The following is a 17,256-nucleotide window of genomic DNA, read 5'->3' on the forward strand; positions in this document are numbered from 1 at the left end:
AAACTCGGAAAAGAAATTTAAAGAGGGGGGGTGACAAATGTCTATGATTTCTACAATGGTTACTTGTTTTTATGTACTCTATTTATTTTTTATTTGAATAAAAGGTAATTTTTAAAACTTTATTATAAAACAAAAAGTATAAATAGTTGTTAACGCTTTTCCTATAAAAATTTAATGGGGTTATGAAGAAATTGTGGAGAAGTAAAATTGAAACCATGTCCAGAAAAGATTTGAAGAAACTTCAGGAAGAGAAACTGAAAAGACAGGTACAATATGTGTATAGTAACTCAACACTGCATCATAAAAAGTTCGACGAAGCTGGCATAAAACCAGGTGACATAAAATCACTGGAAGACATGAAGAAACTACCCTCGATAACTCGAGAAGATATGAAAAAAGCGGTCACCATTGAAGATATCTATGGAGGAAGACTCTGCGTGTCAAAAGAAAAACTGTGGCTTATTGCTCATCCTCCCGAAACAATGGTTGAACCACCGCTAATACTCACCGGCATGACCCATTATGACAGACAAGCAGTAGTAGAGCAATTAATTAGACATTTGGTAATGTCCGGAATGGTAAGAGGAGACATCGTTGAGGTCCAAGCAAGCATGTGGGAATTGATAGTTCGAGTTTTAGAGAGCGGATGGCATTCTCAATCAACTGTACAGAATCAATTCCCCTTCACAGCAATTCCCCTTGAATGCACTTTATCCCTGTTGGATATTCCCAGAATGACCTACCTAGCTACCCTTTTCAAACCCAGAGTAATTATCACCACTGCCGATGTAGCAAAACTGATGGCTAAAGAGGTCGAGAAAGAGGGAAAAACACCCAAAGAAGCGTTTAATCCCCAAATAGTGATACACAGAACAAGATATGATAGCCCGGTTCTAAAATCAAAACTGAGAAAGGGGTTCAAAGAAACCTGGGGTGGAATCCACTTAAACATGCTGGATATACAAGACAACCACTTCTTCGCCATGGAGTGTGAAAATTGTAACGGTTTACACCTGTGGGAAGACCACTTCATAGTGGAAACAGTGGATTCTAAAACCGGCGAAATAGATTCGAACGGGGTAGGAAACTTAGTGATTACAAACATATCCGAAGAAGCAATCTCCAATTCTTAGGTATGTGTCAAAAATCAAAGGCAAACTGGTAAGAGATCCCTGTGACTGTGGGAGAACACACACCAGAATCCTTCTAGAACCCTAGAAGTGTGATGTTTTAGTAAAAAATGTGAGGTTTTTAATATGGCAAAAAGTGAAAAAGAAAAATATTGGACCCCTATCATCGAAACCATGCCCAGAAAAGAAATAGAAGAACTGCAAACAAAAAAACTGATCCACGCGGTAAACTACGCTTATAGTAATGCCGAACATTACAAGAAGAGCTTTAAGGAGGCAGGAATAAAACCAGAAGATGTTAAAACCATAGACGATTTCAACAAGCTTCCAATACTGTACAAAGATGAAATACGGGAACGGCTTCAACAAACAGGAGATCCATTCGGAGGATTACTCGCAATTGACTTCGGAGAAAAAATACTAAATATTGCAGCCTCAACTGGAACCACCGGTGTTCCTACCGTATACGCCTACTCTTGGCATGACCGACAAATATCCTCAGAGCAGGATAGTAGATTGAAATGGATGAAAGGTTACCGACCGGGAGACGTCTTCTTCATGGTAGGACCTAGGTGGCACGCCTATGCGTCACAATTATTCTACGCAATGGATGCAATGGGACTGACGGTTCTCATTGATTGTGGATATCCACTACCCTTCATATCAAAAAAACACGTTATGACAATGAAGACTCTAAAACCAAATGTCTACGCAAGTCCAAACATATCACTATACTCTATCATAGAAGCGGCAAAGAGTATGAACGAGGATCCAAGAGATGTTTTCTCATGCTGCAAATTGATTGATGCGGGATACGGTGATGTACTCACAACCGCAGTTAGAAAACGGATAGAAAAAGAAACTGGAATAGCTTCAGAGAATATTTTTGATTCGGGTGGTATAGCGGAGCCTTTATGGTATTATGGGGACTGTGAGTTTCATGTGGGTAATCACTGCCTAGATGATCTTTTCTATACCAATGTTTGCGACTTGGAAACTCGTGAGCCCTTAGCAAAAGGAGAGAAGGGTGAGTGTGTTATTACTAATCTTTTTTCTGAGTCTCTTCCCATAATAAGGTGGGGAACCGAAGACATGACTATCCAAGACTTGGAGAAGTGTAATTGCGGTAGAACCCATTCAAGGTGGACACTGCTTGGTAGAGATGCTTTTGCAACAAATATTAAGGGTACAAAAACTTTTCCCACAGAGATAGAGAATGCTCTGGGTGATATTCCTGGATTTACTGAATATTTCACTATTCTTAAGTATAAGAAAGGTCCCATGGAAATTTTGAAAATGAAGTTAGCTGTTGACCAAACAAAAATTAAGGATCAAGAAAAGTTCGTTAAAGAGGTTAAGAGTGCGCTAAAGGAAAAGATGGGTGTTGAATCAGAGATAGAAGTTGTCAAGACAATTGCTGATTTACCGTTTGTAGGGCACAAAGTCATCAAGGTTTTAGACTTGACTAAAGAAGCTGAGTAATTTCTTAATTCCTATATTTTTTAAATTATTTTATTTTTTATATCAATATTTTTGGAATTCACTGTGAAAAAGATATATATCACACTTGTTTTTAAAATATAAGAACTATTTACGGAGTAGGGCTTGTCTTTTTCAAGGTGAAGTATTTTGACAGGAAGATGCGATCTACAAAGCGTGGTAGAATACACCATTGATACTGAGCTTGTGCCGGCAAATTTGCGTTTTCTTCCAGAATTTTTACAAAAGTATTATCTTTCTCGATACAAGAGTTATCGCAACTTTAAAGAAATACAGTCATACACTGAGGATGGCAAGAACTATTTGACTTACAAGGTTTTCATACCTAAAACAGGAGAGTATATTGAAGTCACAGTTGAAGCGACTGTTCCCATTAAGTTGATTATGAGGTCCAGCAGCCCAGATATCCCTAAGAGTTTTCAAGATGAACTGTATGAAGACACGCTTCTAATGGTGCAGGTTTTTGAAGAACAGATGGCTAATATGAGCCTTTATTTTGCGTATATACAAGGGGAGAAGATGGTTCCTGAATCACCCAAGGCCAATAGGTGGGTTGATATTCTTTTCTCCCGGAGTATGTATGGAATATTTTTCATTTTCATAGCACTAAGCTACGTATTCCTCATCGTGTTTCAAAACTATGGACCGTTACTTTTGGGAATTGTTTTGCTGTTATTCGCCCTTTTTTCAGGTAGGTTGGCTGCAAGGGGTGACTGGGTAGTCACCAAAGACAGACCGGAAGTTATTCTTTTACAGTACAGTCTCACCATGGAAGAGTATGAAAGATTCTTGAAAACAAACGTAAAAAAGATTCCTGAAATAAGAGAAAAAATCTATAACGACATAGTTTCGGCGCGCAAGAAGGTTACCTGCGAGTTAGCAGAAAAAATATTTGTTGACTACGGTATTGACTGCCAGCCAGATAGGCTTTCAGTGAAAACTGTGAATGTTTGGCAACTTGTTAAAAAAGCGGCAGAAAGATTTAAACTATCCATGCCCAAAATCGTTGTAGCAAACACCGAGGTGGCTAACGCTGCGGCAATGGGTCCTTCACCACGACTAGGAGCCATGATCATAACCACTGGTATTATGCAGCAACTCGAAGAAGAAGAACTAATAGGTGTCATAGGCCACGAGTTGAGTCACCTGAAAAATCATGACCCTATAGTATTATTCGGATTAATCATTCTCGAATTTATACTCCGCTTCTACATATTTGCCCCCTACATAGTCGGATTGGGATACACTGGCTTTTTCGTGTATCTTATTGCTTTCCTTGCACTTATTATCGCACTAGGAAAAGTTTTCGAAGCACGCTGCGACTTGGACGCAGTAAAATACATCGGAAAACCTAAATCATTAGCCCAAGGATTGAAAAAAATAGCCTACAAAAGACTGCTACCAGTTTACAAAAGGGAACCATTTTATCGAAGGTATAGACGACTAGAATGGCTAGCATTCGACCCCCACCCACCAGCATACTACAGAATAAATCGTATCGAAAACCTCAGCCCGCCAATAACAAAACACACTTTTTGGGCGTCACTTCGCGACAATATTAAAGGCTTTTTGAAACCGTAACCATGTACAACAGTTTTTCCTAACCTAGAACCAATGTTTCAACTCAATAATATAAATCGAGAAAATAAAAAGAGAATACTATAGGAAGAGTTATTCCTTGTAGAATTTGTATGCGGGGCAGCCATGAAGACACTTACCGCAGAAATCTCCACAAATAAGACCCCGACAATCCTCCAGAAACATCTGATCAAAAGCCCCAACACCCTTGCGTCCCTGCACAAAATCCTCAATAGTAATCTTCTTCTTCTCCCGGGGAGGCAATCTTTTCCTCGTCCTCGCTCCCGTTCCCCGCACCATGGCATATATGCCCATAATGCATCGCACCTTATTGGGCTTAGAATACTCGTACTGCTTATCACCAATCTTCACAGTAAAAGTCTCATCAAGAGTTAAAGCCTCCGTTGGACAATCCCTAACACACTTATAATCACATTTTTCTGGCTGACACAACTTTGAACCATTATACATAGGATCCGGCACCAAGGGAGCATTAGTAATAATTGAATTAAAGCGCACACGAGCACCAAACTTAGGAACCAACACTAACCCATTAAATCCAAACTCTCCCAACCCCGCGGCTACAGCAGCATGACGATGAGAAAAATCCGCCATAAAAGTAACGTAAGGCTCCAAAGCTCTTTCAATAAATCGATACTGAGATATCATCCATGTTGGAGGAAACATGAGGGATTTGTAGCCTCTGAATTCTAACAATCGTTTTGCTGCAAGGTTTCCTATTCGAGACATGTCAAAGTTTAACAAGCCATAGCCGTAGAACAGATATGGAGCAATACTCTTGTGTGGCTGGTTATACTCCCCCCAGACATCACATACACCATCCATAATCTTCATTCCGAAAGAAATCACACAGTTTGCGTCCGACATATAATGTTGCGGATGTGTTTCTTCAGGACACTCAGCAAATCGAGAAATAGGAGCAACACCCACAAGGTCAGCTCCCTGATTGACAAGAAACTTTTTAATTTCAGAAGTCAATTCCTGATCACACTCCAATTCTTATCCCTCCAAGCAAATTATTTAACTAAATATTAACCTTAACTTTAAACTTTTCTCTTATATATATCTTATGAAAATGAAAGTACCTCAAACTGGTTCAAGAGAAATTAAAAAATAATTTTTTATCCCCCTCAAATAAAGAATTCATACAAAATAAAGTCTTCTCAATGTCAAATTTTATTGTACGATTCCAAGAACCCATAGTATTAATGAAGCCATGGACGAGTAGGAGAGCTACACCGCCTAAAACAAAAAACGTAAGTTGGGAAGGAAAAAAGAGAACAGTACCCTTCCCAACTTCACAAGCGCAGCACAAGTTTAGCGTATATAAATTCAGTTTGGCAATCTTTTCAAAATTTATTTTTATTCTTCTTCCTCTGTCCCTTTTTCCTTTTCGTGAAACGCGTCCTCTACATGTATATACTGTTCGCGCACCATGTGATGGATGATATAGCGTGCGCCAGGTGGGAATCCTGAGTCTTTGTAACCTCCCATTTTCATTGAGATATCTACTTGCCCGGGTTGGGTGTTTATGAATACTCCTGCGGTTTCTAGTTTTCGAGCAACTCTGTTGGCTTTATCCAAGTCGTCTGAGTATATCGACGCGCGCATTCCATAGGGGGTACTGTTGGCAAGTAATATTGCCTCATCTTCATCTCGGAAAGGTACTACGCTGCGTGCGGGGCCAAACGCTTCTTCAACCCACATAAAGGGTAACTTGTCCTGATCGTTGTTCATTACTTGTTCTCGCTCGAATCTTATTATTGTGGGCAGGTAGAATGGGTCTTGGCGTTCGCCTCCAAACAAGAGTTTGCCGCCTTTGTTTAGAGCGTCTTTCACCATGAAGTCAATCATTAGCATGATTTTCTCTGAGCCTAATGGTCCGATGTCTACTGTTGGGTCTAGAGGGTTGCCCATCTTCAGCTTTTCAGTATGGTTTATCATTGATTCTACGAAATCGTCGAATATTGTTTCATGAATGAGTATTCTTTTCATGCTGAAGCATTGTTGACCACTATTTGTTAGTGCGGCTTTAACTGCAAAATTTGCGGCTTTGTCAATATCCACATCTCCAAGAATGATGCCTGCGTCGTTTCCAGCCATTTCGAAGATGAATTTTTTGAACCTGCCGTAGTTCATAAAGCCGGATGCAAAGGGTAGAGGAGTCTGGCAGCCTTTCAAGTAATCCGCATAATCAATAAACAGTTGCTTTCCGACATGGCTGCTGCCGAAAAATAGGAATATGCTTACCATCGGATTTGCTACAAACTCGGTGGCTGCAGCATCTCCGGGCATTACTACTACTTCAGAGGCTTCAACTGGAAAATCGCCGGCTACGTCTTGAGCAATATCGTGAAGCAGTAGGGGGGAGAGTGGTACCGCACTTGAAGGCTTCAATATGCAGGGATTGCCTGTTAACCAACTGGCTCCTAAGGCCCAACCAGTTAGGCTGAAGGGCGTGTTTCGCGGGGTCATTGAACCGCATGTTCCCAGAGGATGATAACAGACTCTGCTTTCACCTCGCATCGCTTGTATTTTGTGTTCAGAAATCATTTCTGCTCGCCAATCAGCGTGTAGATAACCTTGGGAGATCATTCCTACTTCCCAATTGGCATATTTTATTGGTAGTCCTCCTTCTCTTGCGATAGTTTCCTTGATTTTTTGTCTTTTCAACCTGATTCTTCTTGATACCTTTCTTAGGAAGTCTATTCTTTCATCAAAAGTGGTTTCTGCCATTTTTTTCTCAAGTTTGTATACTTTCTTTATTTTCTCTCGCAAGGTTTCCATATTATCGGCAGGTAATTCCTGTATAAGCTCACCGGAGTATTTGTCTTTCACAAAGATCTTGTCTTTTGAGGTGTTTGCTATGGTCATTGCTATTTACTCCTCTTACTTTCATCTAATTGACTAAATTTAATGGTTGATGCCATTTTTTGAGCATTAAAGTATTCAGTTTTCACTGTTTTGTGCTTATTAAAAATTATTGCTGATGTCCAAGATTAATTCAACATGTTTCGAATTTTGATACATATATTCGAAAAAGATGGCATATTGGAGTATAATCATAAAATAAGCGAATTTACTTCATAACTTAGCGAAAAAAATTAAAAGCCTTACAGAAGTCTTACCGCTTATTACTTCTGAATAGAAGGTGTTCTATTGTTAGAGAGCGCAGCACACCACACAGTGTATAGTGAGTTAGTGTCAATTTCTGGCGAAGAGAATGTTAGAGATAATATTCTTGATCTTTTGGCATATAGTCGAGACGCCAGTCCATTTCAGTTTGGTTCTCCAGGGGTTGTAGTTCGCCCGGGTTGCACAGTAGAAGTCTCAAACATTTTGAAGCTTGCAAATGATAAAAAAATTCCAGTTATTGCAGCGGGGGCTAGAAGTAGCATCAATGGTGCCGCCCTTCCCAGAGTGCCCAACGCGATTTTACTCGATTTGACTCGTATGGACTACTTCAAGGAACTTGATGAGGACACCATGACGGTTACTGTTGGTGCTGGTTTGAGGTGGGCTGAACTAATACATTTGCTTAAGGAAAAAGGGTTTAAACTGGGCTTCAGGGGACCTTATGGTGGAAACGCGGGAACAGTAGGTGGTTCGTTGAGTGGGAATAGTATTGGTTGTGGTGCTAGTAAATGGGGTGGTGCTTGCGATTCCGTGGTTGGGCTAGAGGTTGTGCTTCCTACTGGTGAGATTATTAAAACGGGTAGTGGTTGGAACCCTGAGGCAAAGATTTTTGCCCGCTATACTACTTTTAATGACTTGACCGGTTTGTTTCTGGGTGATCATGGGACGCTTGGTGTGAAAACCGAAGCAACCCTTAAGGTTTATTACACTCCAAATGGGGTGGCTTTTGCTGATTATGGTTTTGAAAGTATTGAGGACTGCGCAAAAGTAATGCATGAGTTGCAGCGGAAGAAGCTGGCTGAAGAACTTGTTTTGCTTGGAGATAGGAATTCTATTGATCTTTTAGCTAATTCTTATCTTGATTTCTGGGAAGGTTTGGAATGTATTTTGGCTGTAATTATCGAGGAAGAGGATGAGGAGATTGCCAATAAGAAGAAAGAAATAGTAGATCAAATAGCCAAGAAAGACGGGCGTTCTCTGGGCACATTTCTTTCCAAGGCTCATTGGACCGATATGTTCAACATGGTTCAGCCTCTTTTTGATTCCGGTTTTTGGTATAATACCTGCCATTTGAGACCTATCTCCACTCTACCTGAAACTATTAAGGGTGCTCTCAAAATTTTTGGGAAGTATGGTGTTAAAGGCAAAGGTATGAACTGGATTATTAGCGCGCTCGGTGTGGATAGAAGCTACTGCACTGGTTGGATTACTCTCTTTATGGGTGACCAGAAAAATAAAGAATTGATGGAAAAAGTTTGGGGGGAGATTAAACAAATGGAGCTTTCCACTGGGGGAGCAGTACCCTACTGGTGTGGACCCTTGTGGGAGAAGGAGTGTCTCACGCAGGTGAACCCCAACTTTCACAATCTTATGAGAAATATTAAAGGAGTTCTCGATCCTAATAATATTCTACACCCTACGGTGTTTGATTTGTGAGGTGGTTGAGGATGAATTTCGATGGCTTAGCCGACTATATAAATCAAATGGAAAAGTGTGGTCGTTGTGGTGACTGTGCATACTCCGTAAAAATTAGCACAGCAAAGAAACACATTTCTATGCCCTGTCCGATTAGAAATCTTCTGGGCTTTGAAACATACAGCGCCAGGGGAAGAATCATTATCCTAAAAAAGCTTCTAGAGGGGGAACTTGAGATTGATTCAAACATTATACAGTGGGCTAATCTCTGCCTCACCTGTGCCAGTTGTAAAGAAACCTGCTTAGCCATTGAGGGCGGAATCGATGTTCCCGCCATGATGGAGTGTCTCAGAAAAGAGTTGGTTAACTCGGGCTATTTCCTAGACTCACACGCCAGCATAGAGAAAAACGTTTTAGAAAAATTTAATCCCTACGGCGAGGACCACCGGAAAAGACGAGAATTCCTAAACTCTGCTCCTATACCTGAAAAAGCGGATGTGGTCTACTACGTGGGATGCACCTCAAGCTACCGCAGACAAGAAATAGCAAATTCAACCGTAGAGCTACTTCACAAAGCTGGTGTAAACTTCACCATTCTAGATGACGAGCGATGCTGTGGTTCCACCCTATTTAGAACCGGCTTCGTGAAAACCGCCCAAGAATTCGCTAAACACAACATTGAAAAAATTCATGAAATCGGAGCAAAGACCGTAGTCTTCTCCTGTGCAGGATGCTACAGAACTTTCTCCCAGGATTACGCTCCATTCTGGAACGGAACCAAAGTAAAACTAATGCATGTTACCGAGCTTCTTAAAAAGCTCACAAATCAAAACAAAATAGCATTCGCCAGCCCCCAAAAAATCAAAGTCACCTACCACGATCCCTGCCATCTCGGCCGACACATGAACATATTTGAGGATCCCCGTAACCTATTGAAAGCCACAGCCAATGTTGAACTGGTAGAAATGGAAACAAACCGCAGATACGCTCACTGCTGCGGCGCAGGAAGCGGAGTAAAAAAAGCCTTCCCAGACATAGCACTGCAAATATCAAAAGAAAGACTGGCTGAGGCCGTAAAAACCCAAGCAGAAGTACTAGTCAGCGCCTGCCCATTCTGCAAAACAAATCTCGAAGATGGAGCTAACGGAATTGGATTAAAAGTAATGGACATCACCGAATTCCTACTAAACAATTATACAAAAGAAAAAATAATAGAAGAAAATCTAGAAGAATTATCCCTAGGCCAACAATTCATAAAATACCTCGACAACCATCCAAACATATTCGTAGATCTCGTAAACGACTCCCTTATAGACTTCTCCCTATTCAGCACGCTTGAAGAATTCGAAAACGAAAAACCGCCTTTAGAAGCCTTCCATGTCCTACGCACGGATGACGGCATCAGAATCGGAACTGGCAAAGCAAACGCAGCCGATGTTGAAATAGCATTCTCACAAAACGCAGTTCAAAAATTAGTTTCTAGCAACGATGAAAAACAATATGCAAAAAGATTCGGAAAATTCTACAATGAACCAACCGAAGATATCTGGATCGACTTCCTACTCAATAAAAGTACCCGAGTATTAATAAAAATGGGGTATGGTGCGTTCGCAAGAGAAGCGGGTATTCTGGAGGATGAGGATGCCTATTAGTAAAAGGAATGGTTTTCTTTTTATTTTCCCATGAAAAACTAAAGATTTTCATCCTTTGCCTAAGACGCTTCAGCGTATGAAGGTTGCCATGAAAAACTTTAGATTTTCGTCCTTTGTCTAAAACGCGTAAGCGTATGGGGGTTTTTTTAACTTGCTAAAGAAAAAGAGGATTGGTAGCAAAAAGGCTTTTGCCACCTTTATTTTTACTTCGTGCACCCTTGTTTTCTGATTTCACATCATTATAGGTTCACAAGAAAGGGAATAGATTACCGAGGTTAAGGGATAGTACCGAAATGTAGTTTGGAAACATTAGGAAGACCAGAACAAAGATTACCGCGGTGACAATCATTGGTACGTAAATGTTGTCTAACTGTCTTCCAGCACACCCCTCTACCACCGCTCCCACTATTCCAGCAACTATTCCCACAATTAAAATTAAACTGAGCTCCGGAACAATTGGAGGCGTTGACAGAATTACAGTTAAGGCGAGATAGTTAGCAAAAATAGGACTTATATAGTATAACAACCAGATTGATAGCCATTGGTTTGCCGGAAAGCTGGGCCAGAATCCAAAGAAGTTAAAGTAGAATATTACTAGAAAGGTTGACAGAAAAGTCATTACAAACATAGTTAGCGAACCCTGAATACTTCTAGTGCATCCTCTAATAGTGTACTTGTGTTTCCCCCACCTCTCACCAATAACCGTGGCTAAACCGTCGCCATAATATAGGCTGAATAGTCCTACTGCTGCTATGGTGAAGAGGGGCCAGTAGGCGCCTCCTGCGAGGAAAGCGAATATGGCTACTAGGATGCCTATTGAGATGATGTAGTATAGTGGTCCGTAGATGTGGCCTGCTGCATAGTCTTCAGCTCTTGCCATTACTTCGAACATCGATTTCATGCTTTGAATTGGCGATTTTGGTGAGGAGAAGAAAATTAGGATTCCCATCACTAGTGGGACTATTGGTATTATTTGTGGGTTTATGAAGAATGGGCAGAATAGTATGGCGTCTCCTGCGAAAAAGTGAATCATTTTTCGTGTGAAACCCGGATCTAGGCCTTTCTTTTTTCTGAGCATTTCTCCTGCGCCTATTACTGCGAATACGAATAAGAATACGATTACTAGAATTATGCTGTCGTAAATGATTTCCCAAAAGGATGTGTACATTTTTATTCCTCCATTATTAGACATGGTTAGTGATTGGATTTAAAACATCTTTTTGTTCTTTATTACTTGAAAGATTTCTGTTATCTTTTTTAGTATTTTAATTTAATTGTTGTAAATTTTTTTAGCTTTAAAAATAGAATGCCATTTAATACATATTATTGCAGTTTTTAGAATTCTGGGGTTTTACGCGTAGTAGAAGTCGTATTTCTGGTCTTCTGCCTGGTGTTCTTCCTCTTCTGCTTTTTGGGGGCGTAGGTTCAGTTTTTGTTTTAATTGTTGGTTCTCTTTTTTTAGGGCTTCGAGTTGGTTTCGCAGTTCGTACATTGTTTCTTCTATGCTGCGTACTGTTTTTTCCAAGGATTTGGTTCGCCATTCGTCTCTTTCTTGTAGTAGTTGTTTGAACCGGTTTTCGTTTCGTGTCCTGGTGATTCTAAGGGCTTCGGTTAGGCGGGCGGTTCTTTCTCTGAGTTCGTTGTTTTCTTTCAATAGGCTCTGGTAGGCCTTGGACTTTTCTCCACCTCTTAGCTCATTTAGTTGTTGTTCTAGCATTGTTTTTTCTGCTCTGAGCTTTTGTACTTCTTGTAGGAGGCTGTCTGAGGAAGTAATAAAAGAGGGTTGAAGTGGTGTCTCAAAAATTGCTTCTTCTCCCCCTTTTACTCTGTGGAGTTCAGCTAGTAATTGATATCTTTCTGATTCTAAATCCTCTACTTTTTGCTTTAGTTCTAGGATTCTTAAAATTAGAGGGTGTTCGTCAACCGGTTTAACTATCTGAACGAATTTGGATACCTTATTTAACATTTGATATAGGGAGTCTTGGCTTAAATGAAATGCACGAGCTGCGTTTAAATCATCATCACCAATTATTTTGTTAAAGGCTTGTAGAGATTCGGTGGCAGAGTTGTAGCTCTCTTCTATTTCCAATATTTTTTCAGGGTACTTGTTGGTTGAGTTTTCTTTTATGGACGAAATTAGTTGAATTAACTGTTTAGTGCACTCTAAGGTGAGTTTTCTCTGCTCGACTGGTCCCCCCTTGTTGCTCAGAGCTTTATCAATGTTAGCCTCTGTTTCAAGCCATTTCAGCAATCTCTGAGTTTTGAAAATAAAGTGGTTTAGATTGCCGCTCTCATTTATCATTTTTACCCCATTCTTAATTTTAATTGAATCTACACCCTGAAGAAGTTTAATATCATCCATGTTGCACACTTAAATATACTTGTGTAGGTTATAGCTTTTATCTTTCTGTAATATCCACGTGTTTTGAATCAAATTTCTTCAATTTTTCCAGAAGAGTTTCTGTGCAATTTTCCAAATTCGTCCATAACTTCTTTTAGACGATTACTGTCTAGAATTGGTCCATCTTTGCAGACTAAAAAGGAGCCTATACAGCAACTTCCGCATAGACCGAATCCACACTTCATATATCTTTCGAGGGTAGCTTGTAGAGGAATGCTCCTTTTCTCTGCTACTTCAAATATTTTATGCATCATTTTTTCTGGTCCACATGTATAAATCTGGTCGAAATCGTTTTTTTCAATCATTTCTGTGGCCTGGTCACTAGCCATTTTTTTAAGACCCGAGCTCCCATCATCTGTACACATGATAAGCCGGTCTACACCCACTTTTTTCATTATTTGTTCTCTTAAGAGTAGTTCTTTTTTGGTTTTGGCGCCCAAAATAACAGTAACATTTCTGAGATTCTCAACCAAACTGGTAATTAGAGGTAGAAGAACGGCTACCCCTACTCCACCCCCCACTACTAATACTTTTTTACCAGTTATTGTGAAACCATTGCCAAAGGGGCCCTTAATCCCTATCTTATCACCCTTCTCTAAACTGCAGAGGGCATCCGTAGCCTCTCCCACACGTCTAACCGTTATTCCAGGGGGCTGCGTGCTGGATACACTTATAGGGATTTCATCGATTCCCGGAATCCAAATCATCAAAAACTGCCCTGGGTTAGATTTCGAGGCTTCATCATCATAGAAGAAAAGGCTCTTTATGGTTGGCGTTTCTTGTTTTGTTTTTATAATTTTCACAATACGGGATTTGTTAATCATTTTTCTCCCTCCCGGTGCGCAATACCTACTATCTCCTGAATACTTCGGTGTCCTTTTTCCTCCAAGTATTTCTCTATCCCCTTTGATACCTCCTGAAAAATCTGGAATCCGTTTACTAGTCCGGTGCCTATTTGAACCGCTGTGGCTCCTGCTAGTATGTGTTCTATGGCATGGCTCCAGTTCAGAATACCTCCCACCGCGATAATTGGAATTTTTACGTGTTCGTAAATTTCGTAGACGCAGCGTACTGCGATGGGTCTTAAGGCTTCACCTGATAATCCCCCTATCCGATTTGATAGTACTGGTTTATAAGTGTTGATATCTATTGCCATTGCCCTTAAGGTATTTATTGCGGTTATGGCATCCGCTCCAGCCTTCTCGGCTTCAAGTGCTATTTCTACAATATCGGTAACGTTAGGATTTAACTTTACAAAAATGGGAACTTTTAGCGTCTTTTTCACCTCTTTAACTGTTTCACTTACCAGTTCACAACTCTGGCCTATGATGGCGATCTCAGAATGCGGACAGGAAACATTCAACTCCACTGCGTCCGCTCCAGCCTTTTCCATTTCTGATGCCACGTAAGCAAATTCCAGGGGTGAGGCTCCGAACACACTAGCAATAACTGGTATCTTTCCCCCTTTGGCTATCTTTAATTCCTCTGCAAAGAACTTCACACCTGGATTAGGTAAACCCATAGCGTTCAAGTATGAATTTTTAAAAACTTCTGTCAAGCAAGGATTAATGTATCCGTTTCTTGGTTCAGGACCAATAGACTTTGTAACCACTGCTCCTGCCCCTTCCTTCGCAGCTCTCAGGAGGAGTTTTCCGGAAATCCCGATTATTCCTGAAGCGAGCATGGTTGGATTGCGTAGTTTTAGCTTTGATAAGCTTACTGAAATCTTTGCCAATACGAGGCCTCCCTTCATAAATTCAACAAATTTCTTAAGGAAGCAATCTTAATTTCATTTGATACTAAAATTTCCTCTATTCACAGAAAAAATGGTTGTTATGGGTTAAAAGGATTTCAATAGTGTGGAAGGGAACACAATGAAAGTCTACATAGCGGAAAGTGTATTTGGTTTATTTGCACTGGATCCTGAGGGAAACCTGCTAAACTTTTCTCTCTTTCCCGAAGATGTTTCAGAAACGGCACAAAAAATTATTCAGTTGCAGGAAGGCTTGGTAATTGAAGATTTAGAAACCCTTCTCGAAGCATTCCAGGATAAAGATGTAACTTTCATTTTAGAGGACGAAGTTTTGGCAAGAAATCTTAAAGACAGGGTGGAAGTTAAGATAGAATTTGAGAAACCATCAAGCATTGCTAAAATCTTTAGAAAAAATCTGCTGGATTATGTCAATAGGGCCGGGAGAGGGGTATCTGAGCCAGATTTTAAGAAGTTTCTCTGGAAGGTGAATACCCAGTTAACCCGCCTCAAGATTAAGGAGGAGGGGGAAAAGCGTGATAAGATGATAGTGCAAGCAGTATTTGCTCTTGATGATATTGATAACATTCTTAATTTGTTCTCAACGCGGATTCGAGAATGGTATAGTTTGCACTTTCCAGAGCTTGATAAAATGATTTCGAGTCATCTCGCTTTTGTGAGCATTGTGAGTGAAATCGGTTTGAGATCAAATTATACCTTGGAAAGCTTGGAGAATTTATCAAGAATTCCCGATAAGCTGAGTGAGGAAATTGTGAATGAGGCGGATAAATCTATGGGTGCTGAAATCTCCGGATACGATATTAAAATTCTAAGAGAATTCGCAGAAGAAACTGTTAGGTTGTTTGAACTAAGGAGAGAGATTGAGAGATATATATCTGAAATGATGAAAGAAGTCGCACCCAATGTTAATGGTATCATTGGACCTCTCTTAGGAGCGCGTTTAATAAGTCTATCAGGTGGAATCAATGAACTGGCTCGTCTTCCTTCGAGCATTACCCAGATACTGGGAGCGGAGAAGGCACTTTTCCGCCATAAAAAGACCGGGGCTCCTCCACCGAAACATGGGGTAATATTTCGACACCCCGAAATTAATACAGCTCCTTGGTGGCAGAGAGGCAAAATCGCTAGAATTTACGCGGGAAAACTCGCTATTGCTGCGCGCATTGATGCTTTTTCAGGGGAATATGTGGCTGAAGAATTAAAGGAGGATATCAATCAAAGAATTGCACAAATAAAAACGAAATATCCTAATCCCCCTGCTCGTAAACCCAAACAGTTCGTGCCTAGAGCTAGGCGAAAGGGTAGAGTGGGTGGTAGTAAGGTGAAAAGTAAAAAGAAAAAGACTAGGTGAACAGATTGATTGTTGAACCTCATGAAAAATTTAAGGGCATATTCTTGGCGGTGGGTGATGATGGTATTAAAAGGCTCGCCACACGGAATATTTCGCCGGGATTTCAGGTTTACGGAGAGAAACTAGTCAATTATAAGGGAAACGAGTTCCGTTTATGGGAACCTTATCGAAGCAAATTGGCGGCTTCTATATTAAAGAAAATTGAGAGGGTGCCCTTAGAAGAGCGTAGCAAAGTGTTGTATCTTGGTGCGGCTTCGGGAACCACCTCAAGTCACGTAGCAGATATTGTGGGGGCTGACGGTGTTGTCTTCTGTGTGGAGTTTTCTCCCCGTGTCATGAGGGAATTGGTCAGGGTATGCGAAGGCAAGAGGAATATGATTCCTATACTTGCCGATGCTCGTTTTCCAGAGAAGTACAGAATGCTTGTCGAGTATGTTGACGTGGTTTATTCTGATGTTGCTCAACCAGAACAAGCTAAACTTCTTGCCGATAACTCGGAGATGTTTCTGAAGAGTGGTGGCTATATTATGCTGGCCATAAAGGCACAGAGTGTTGACGTGACGAAGGAGCCTAGCGAGGTTTTTAAACAGGAAACCAAAGTGCTTACAAAAAAAGGTTTCGAAATCATACAGGTTTTAAACCTAGAACCTTTTGATAAGGCTCACGCCATGGTTCTAGCAAAGTTCAAATAGACTCAAATCCCAGGTAAAACTGAAGCATACCAACTAGTGTAAAAATTTGAGGTCAGTTTAGAATCTATGGTCGAGATTTTTATGAAAAGTGATCACCTTTCTAATATTTGGCGACGAGAAATAGATAAGATAAATGACCATTTACCTCGGAACTATAAAACCCTAGAATCCTTGTTATCTTCTAAGAATCCCTATGTTATAACACTGGATGGAGATCAGATTCCTTTTGATAGGAAAGAATTAGAGTTTCTAGCTGAAATAGTGCCTAAAAAGTATCATGGAAGCCTTCAACTTCCAATAGTTTTTATCAGAAGAATCGAAATGGGTGAAGGAGTTTATAGTATCAGTGGAGGAAAAATAGAGAAAGGGGTTATTATGAAGCTTTTAGGGGTAACTGAGAACCCTTTTTCAGATGATGAAAACAATTTTCCTCCCTACATTTATCGTCATCAAGTATTAGAAATAAGAAGAAAAATCAGATCCCTAACAACCATAGGTTTTGCAACCACTAAAACAAACTTAAAAGACTCAGTTTTCAAAGATAGAATAGTTTGAACCATATGTTCAGACAAAGCTCCTGTTGTATAGTTTTTTGTTCTCTTCTATGAT

Annotated in this window: 14 protein-coding genes; 8 read left to right on the plus strand and 6 right to left on the minus strand. The window is 40.3% G+C overall.

Translation table 11 applies throughout. From position 1 onward, the window contains the following. Positions 1–191: 191 nt before the first annotated feature. The 3 genes from ACUVXA_RS04710 to ACUVXA_RS04720 all read left to right on the plus strand — a co-directional run bounded on the left by ACUVXA_RS04710 (position 192) and on the right by ACUVXA_RS04720 (position 4,211). On the plus strand, positions 192–1,133 hold the full coding sequence (locus tag ACUVXA_RS04710; protein WP_445870088.1) for a phenylacetate--CoA ligase family protein: 942 nt from the start codon (positions 192–194) through the stop codon (positions 1,131–1,133). Between the two features lie 123 nt (positions 1,134–1,256). Further along, a complete protein-coding gene (locus tag ACUVXA_RS04715) occupies positions 1,257–2,612 on the plus strand; it encodes a phenylacetate--CoA ligase family protein (protein WP_445870089.1) in 1,356 nt (451 codons plus the stop codon). 147 nt (positions 2,613–2,759) lie between these two features. Then, positions 2,760–4,211, plus strand: a complete 1,452-nt coding sequence (locus tag ACUVXA_RS04720) for a M48 family metallopeptidase (protein WP_445870090.1) — start codon at positions 2,760–2,762, stop codon at positions 4,209–4,211. Positions 4,212–4,301: 90 nt separating this feature from the next. Here ACUVXA_RS04720 and ACUVXA_RS04725 read toward each other — a convergent pair whose 3' ends face one another. After that, positions 4,302–5,225 carry a hypothetical protein gene (locus ACUVXA_RS04725; protein ID WP_445870091.1) on the minus strand — a complete coding sequence of 308 codons (924 nt, stop codon included), beginning with the start codon at positions 5,223–5,225 and terminating at the stop codon, positions 4,302–4,304. 366 nt (positions 5,226–5,591) lie between these two features. Next, the gene (locus ACUVXA_RS04730) at positions 5,592–7,103 is read right to left on the minus strand and encodes an aldehyde dehydrogenase family protein (RefSeq protein ID WP_445870092.1); all 1,512 of its coding nucleotides are present in this window, start codon (positions 7,101–7,103) and stop codon (positions 5,592–5,594) included. Positions 7,104–7,388: 285 nt separating this feature from the next. Between ACUVXA_RS04730 and ACUVXA_RS04735 the strand changes: the two genes are divergently transcribed. Together ACUVXA_RS04735 and ACUVXA_RS04740 are read left to right on the plus strand one after the other, a co-directional pair. Next, entirely contained in the window at positions 7,389–8,801 is a 1,413-nt protein-coding gene (locus ACUVXA_RS04735) for an FAD-binding oxidoreductase (RefSeq protein ID WP_445870093.1), read from the plus strand. An 11-nt stretch (positions 8,802–8,812) separates the two neighbouring features. Next, positions 8,813–10,432: a (Fe-S)-binding protein gene (locus tag ACUVXA_RS04740; protein ID WP_445870094.1), complete on the plus strand. Its 1,620-nt coding sequence runs from the start codon at positions 8,813–8,815 to the stop codon at positions 10,430–10,432. A 247-nt stretch (positions 10,433–10,679) separates the two neighbouring features. Here ACUVXA_RS04740 and ACUVXA_RS04745 read toward each other — a convergent pair whose 3' ends face one another. From ACUVXA_RS04745 to ACUVXA_RS04760, 4 genes are all read right to left on the minus strand, one after another. Further along, positions 10,680–11,600 carry a hypothetical protein gene (locus ACUVXA_RS04745; RefSeq protein ID WP_445870095.1) on the minus strand — a complete coding sequence of 307 codons (921 nt, stop codon included), beginning with the start codon at positions 11,598–11,600 and terminating at the stop codon, positions 10,680–10,682. 183 nt (positions 11,601–11,783) lie between these two features. Continuing rightward, positions 11,784–12,794: a hypothetical protein gene (locus ACUVXA_RS04750; protein WP_445870096.1), complete on the minus strand. Its 1,011-nt coding sequence runs from the start codon at positions 12,792–12,794 to the stop codon at positions 11,784–11,786. Between the two features lie 68 nt (positions 12,795–12,862). Continuing rightward, positions 12,863–13,657 carry a dihydroorotate dehydrogenase electron transfer subunit gene (locus ACUVXA_RS04755; protein ID WP_445870097.1) on the minus strand — a complete coding sequence of 265 codons (795 nt, stop codon included), beginning with the start codon at positions 13,655–13,657 and terminating at the stop codon, positions 12,863–12,865. Beyond that, the gene (locus ACUVXA_RS04760; protein WP_445870098.1) at positions 13,654–14,586 is read right to left on the minus strand and encodes a dihydroorotate dehydrogenase; all 933 of its coding nucleotides are present in this window, start codon (positions 14,584–14,586) and stop codon (positions 13,654–13,656) included. Before ACUVXA_RS04760 ends, ACUVXA_RS04755 begins: the two co-directional genes overlap by 4 nt. A gap of 121 nt (positions 14,587–14,707) precedes the next feature. Between ACUVXA_RS04760 and ACUVXA_RS04765 the strand changes: the two genes are divergently transcribed. From ACUVXA_RS04765 to ACUVXA_RS04775, 3 genes are all read left to right on the plus strand, one after another. Beyond that, entirely contained in the window at positions 14,708–15,955 is a 1,248-nt protein-coding gene (locus tag ACUVXA_RS04765; RefSeq protein ID WP_445870099.1) for a C/D box methylation guide ribonucleoprotein complex aNOP56 subunit, read from the plus strand. A 5-nt stretch (positions 15,956–15,960) separates the two neighbouring features. Beyond that, the gene (locus ACUVXA_RS04770; protein WP_445870100.1) at positions 15,961–16,647 is read left to right on the plus strand and encodes a fibrillarin-like rRNA/tRNA 2'-O-methyltransferase; all 687 of its coding nucleotides are present in this window, start codon (positions 15,961–15,963) and stop codon (positions 16,645–16,647) included. Positions 16,648–16,728: 81 nt separating this feature from the next. Then, positions 16,729–17,202, plus strand: coding sequence for a DUF61 family protein (locus ACUVXA_RS04775; RefSeq protein WP_445870101.1), 474 nt, complete (start codon positions 16,729–16,731; stop codon positions 17,200–17,202). The last annotated feature ends 54 nt before the right edge of the window (positions 17,203–17,256 follow it).

The organism is Candidatus Jordarchaeum sp. (genome assembly GCF_052745115.1).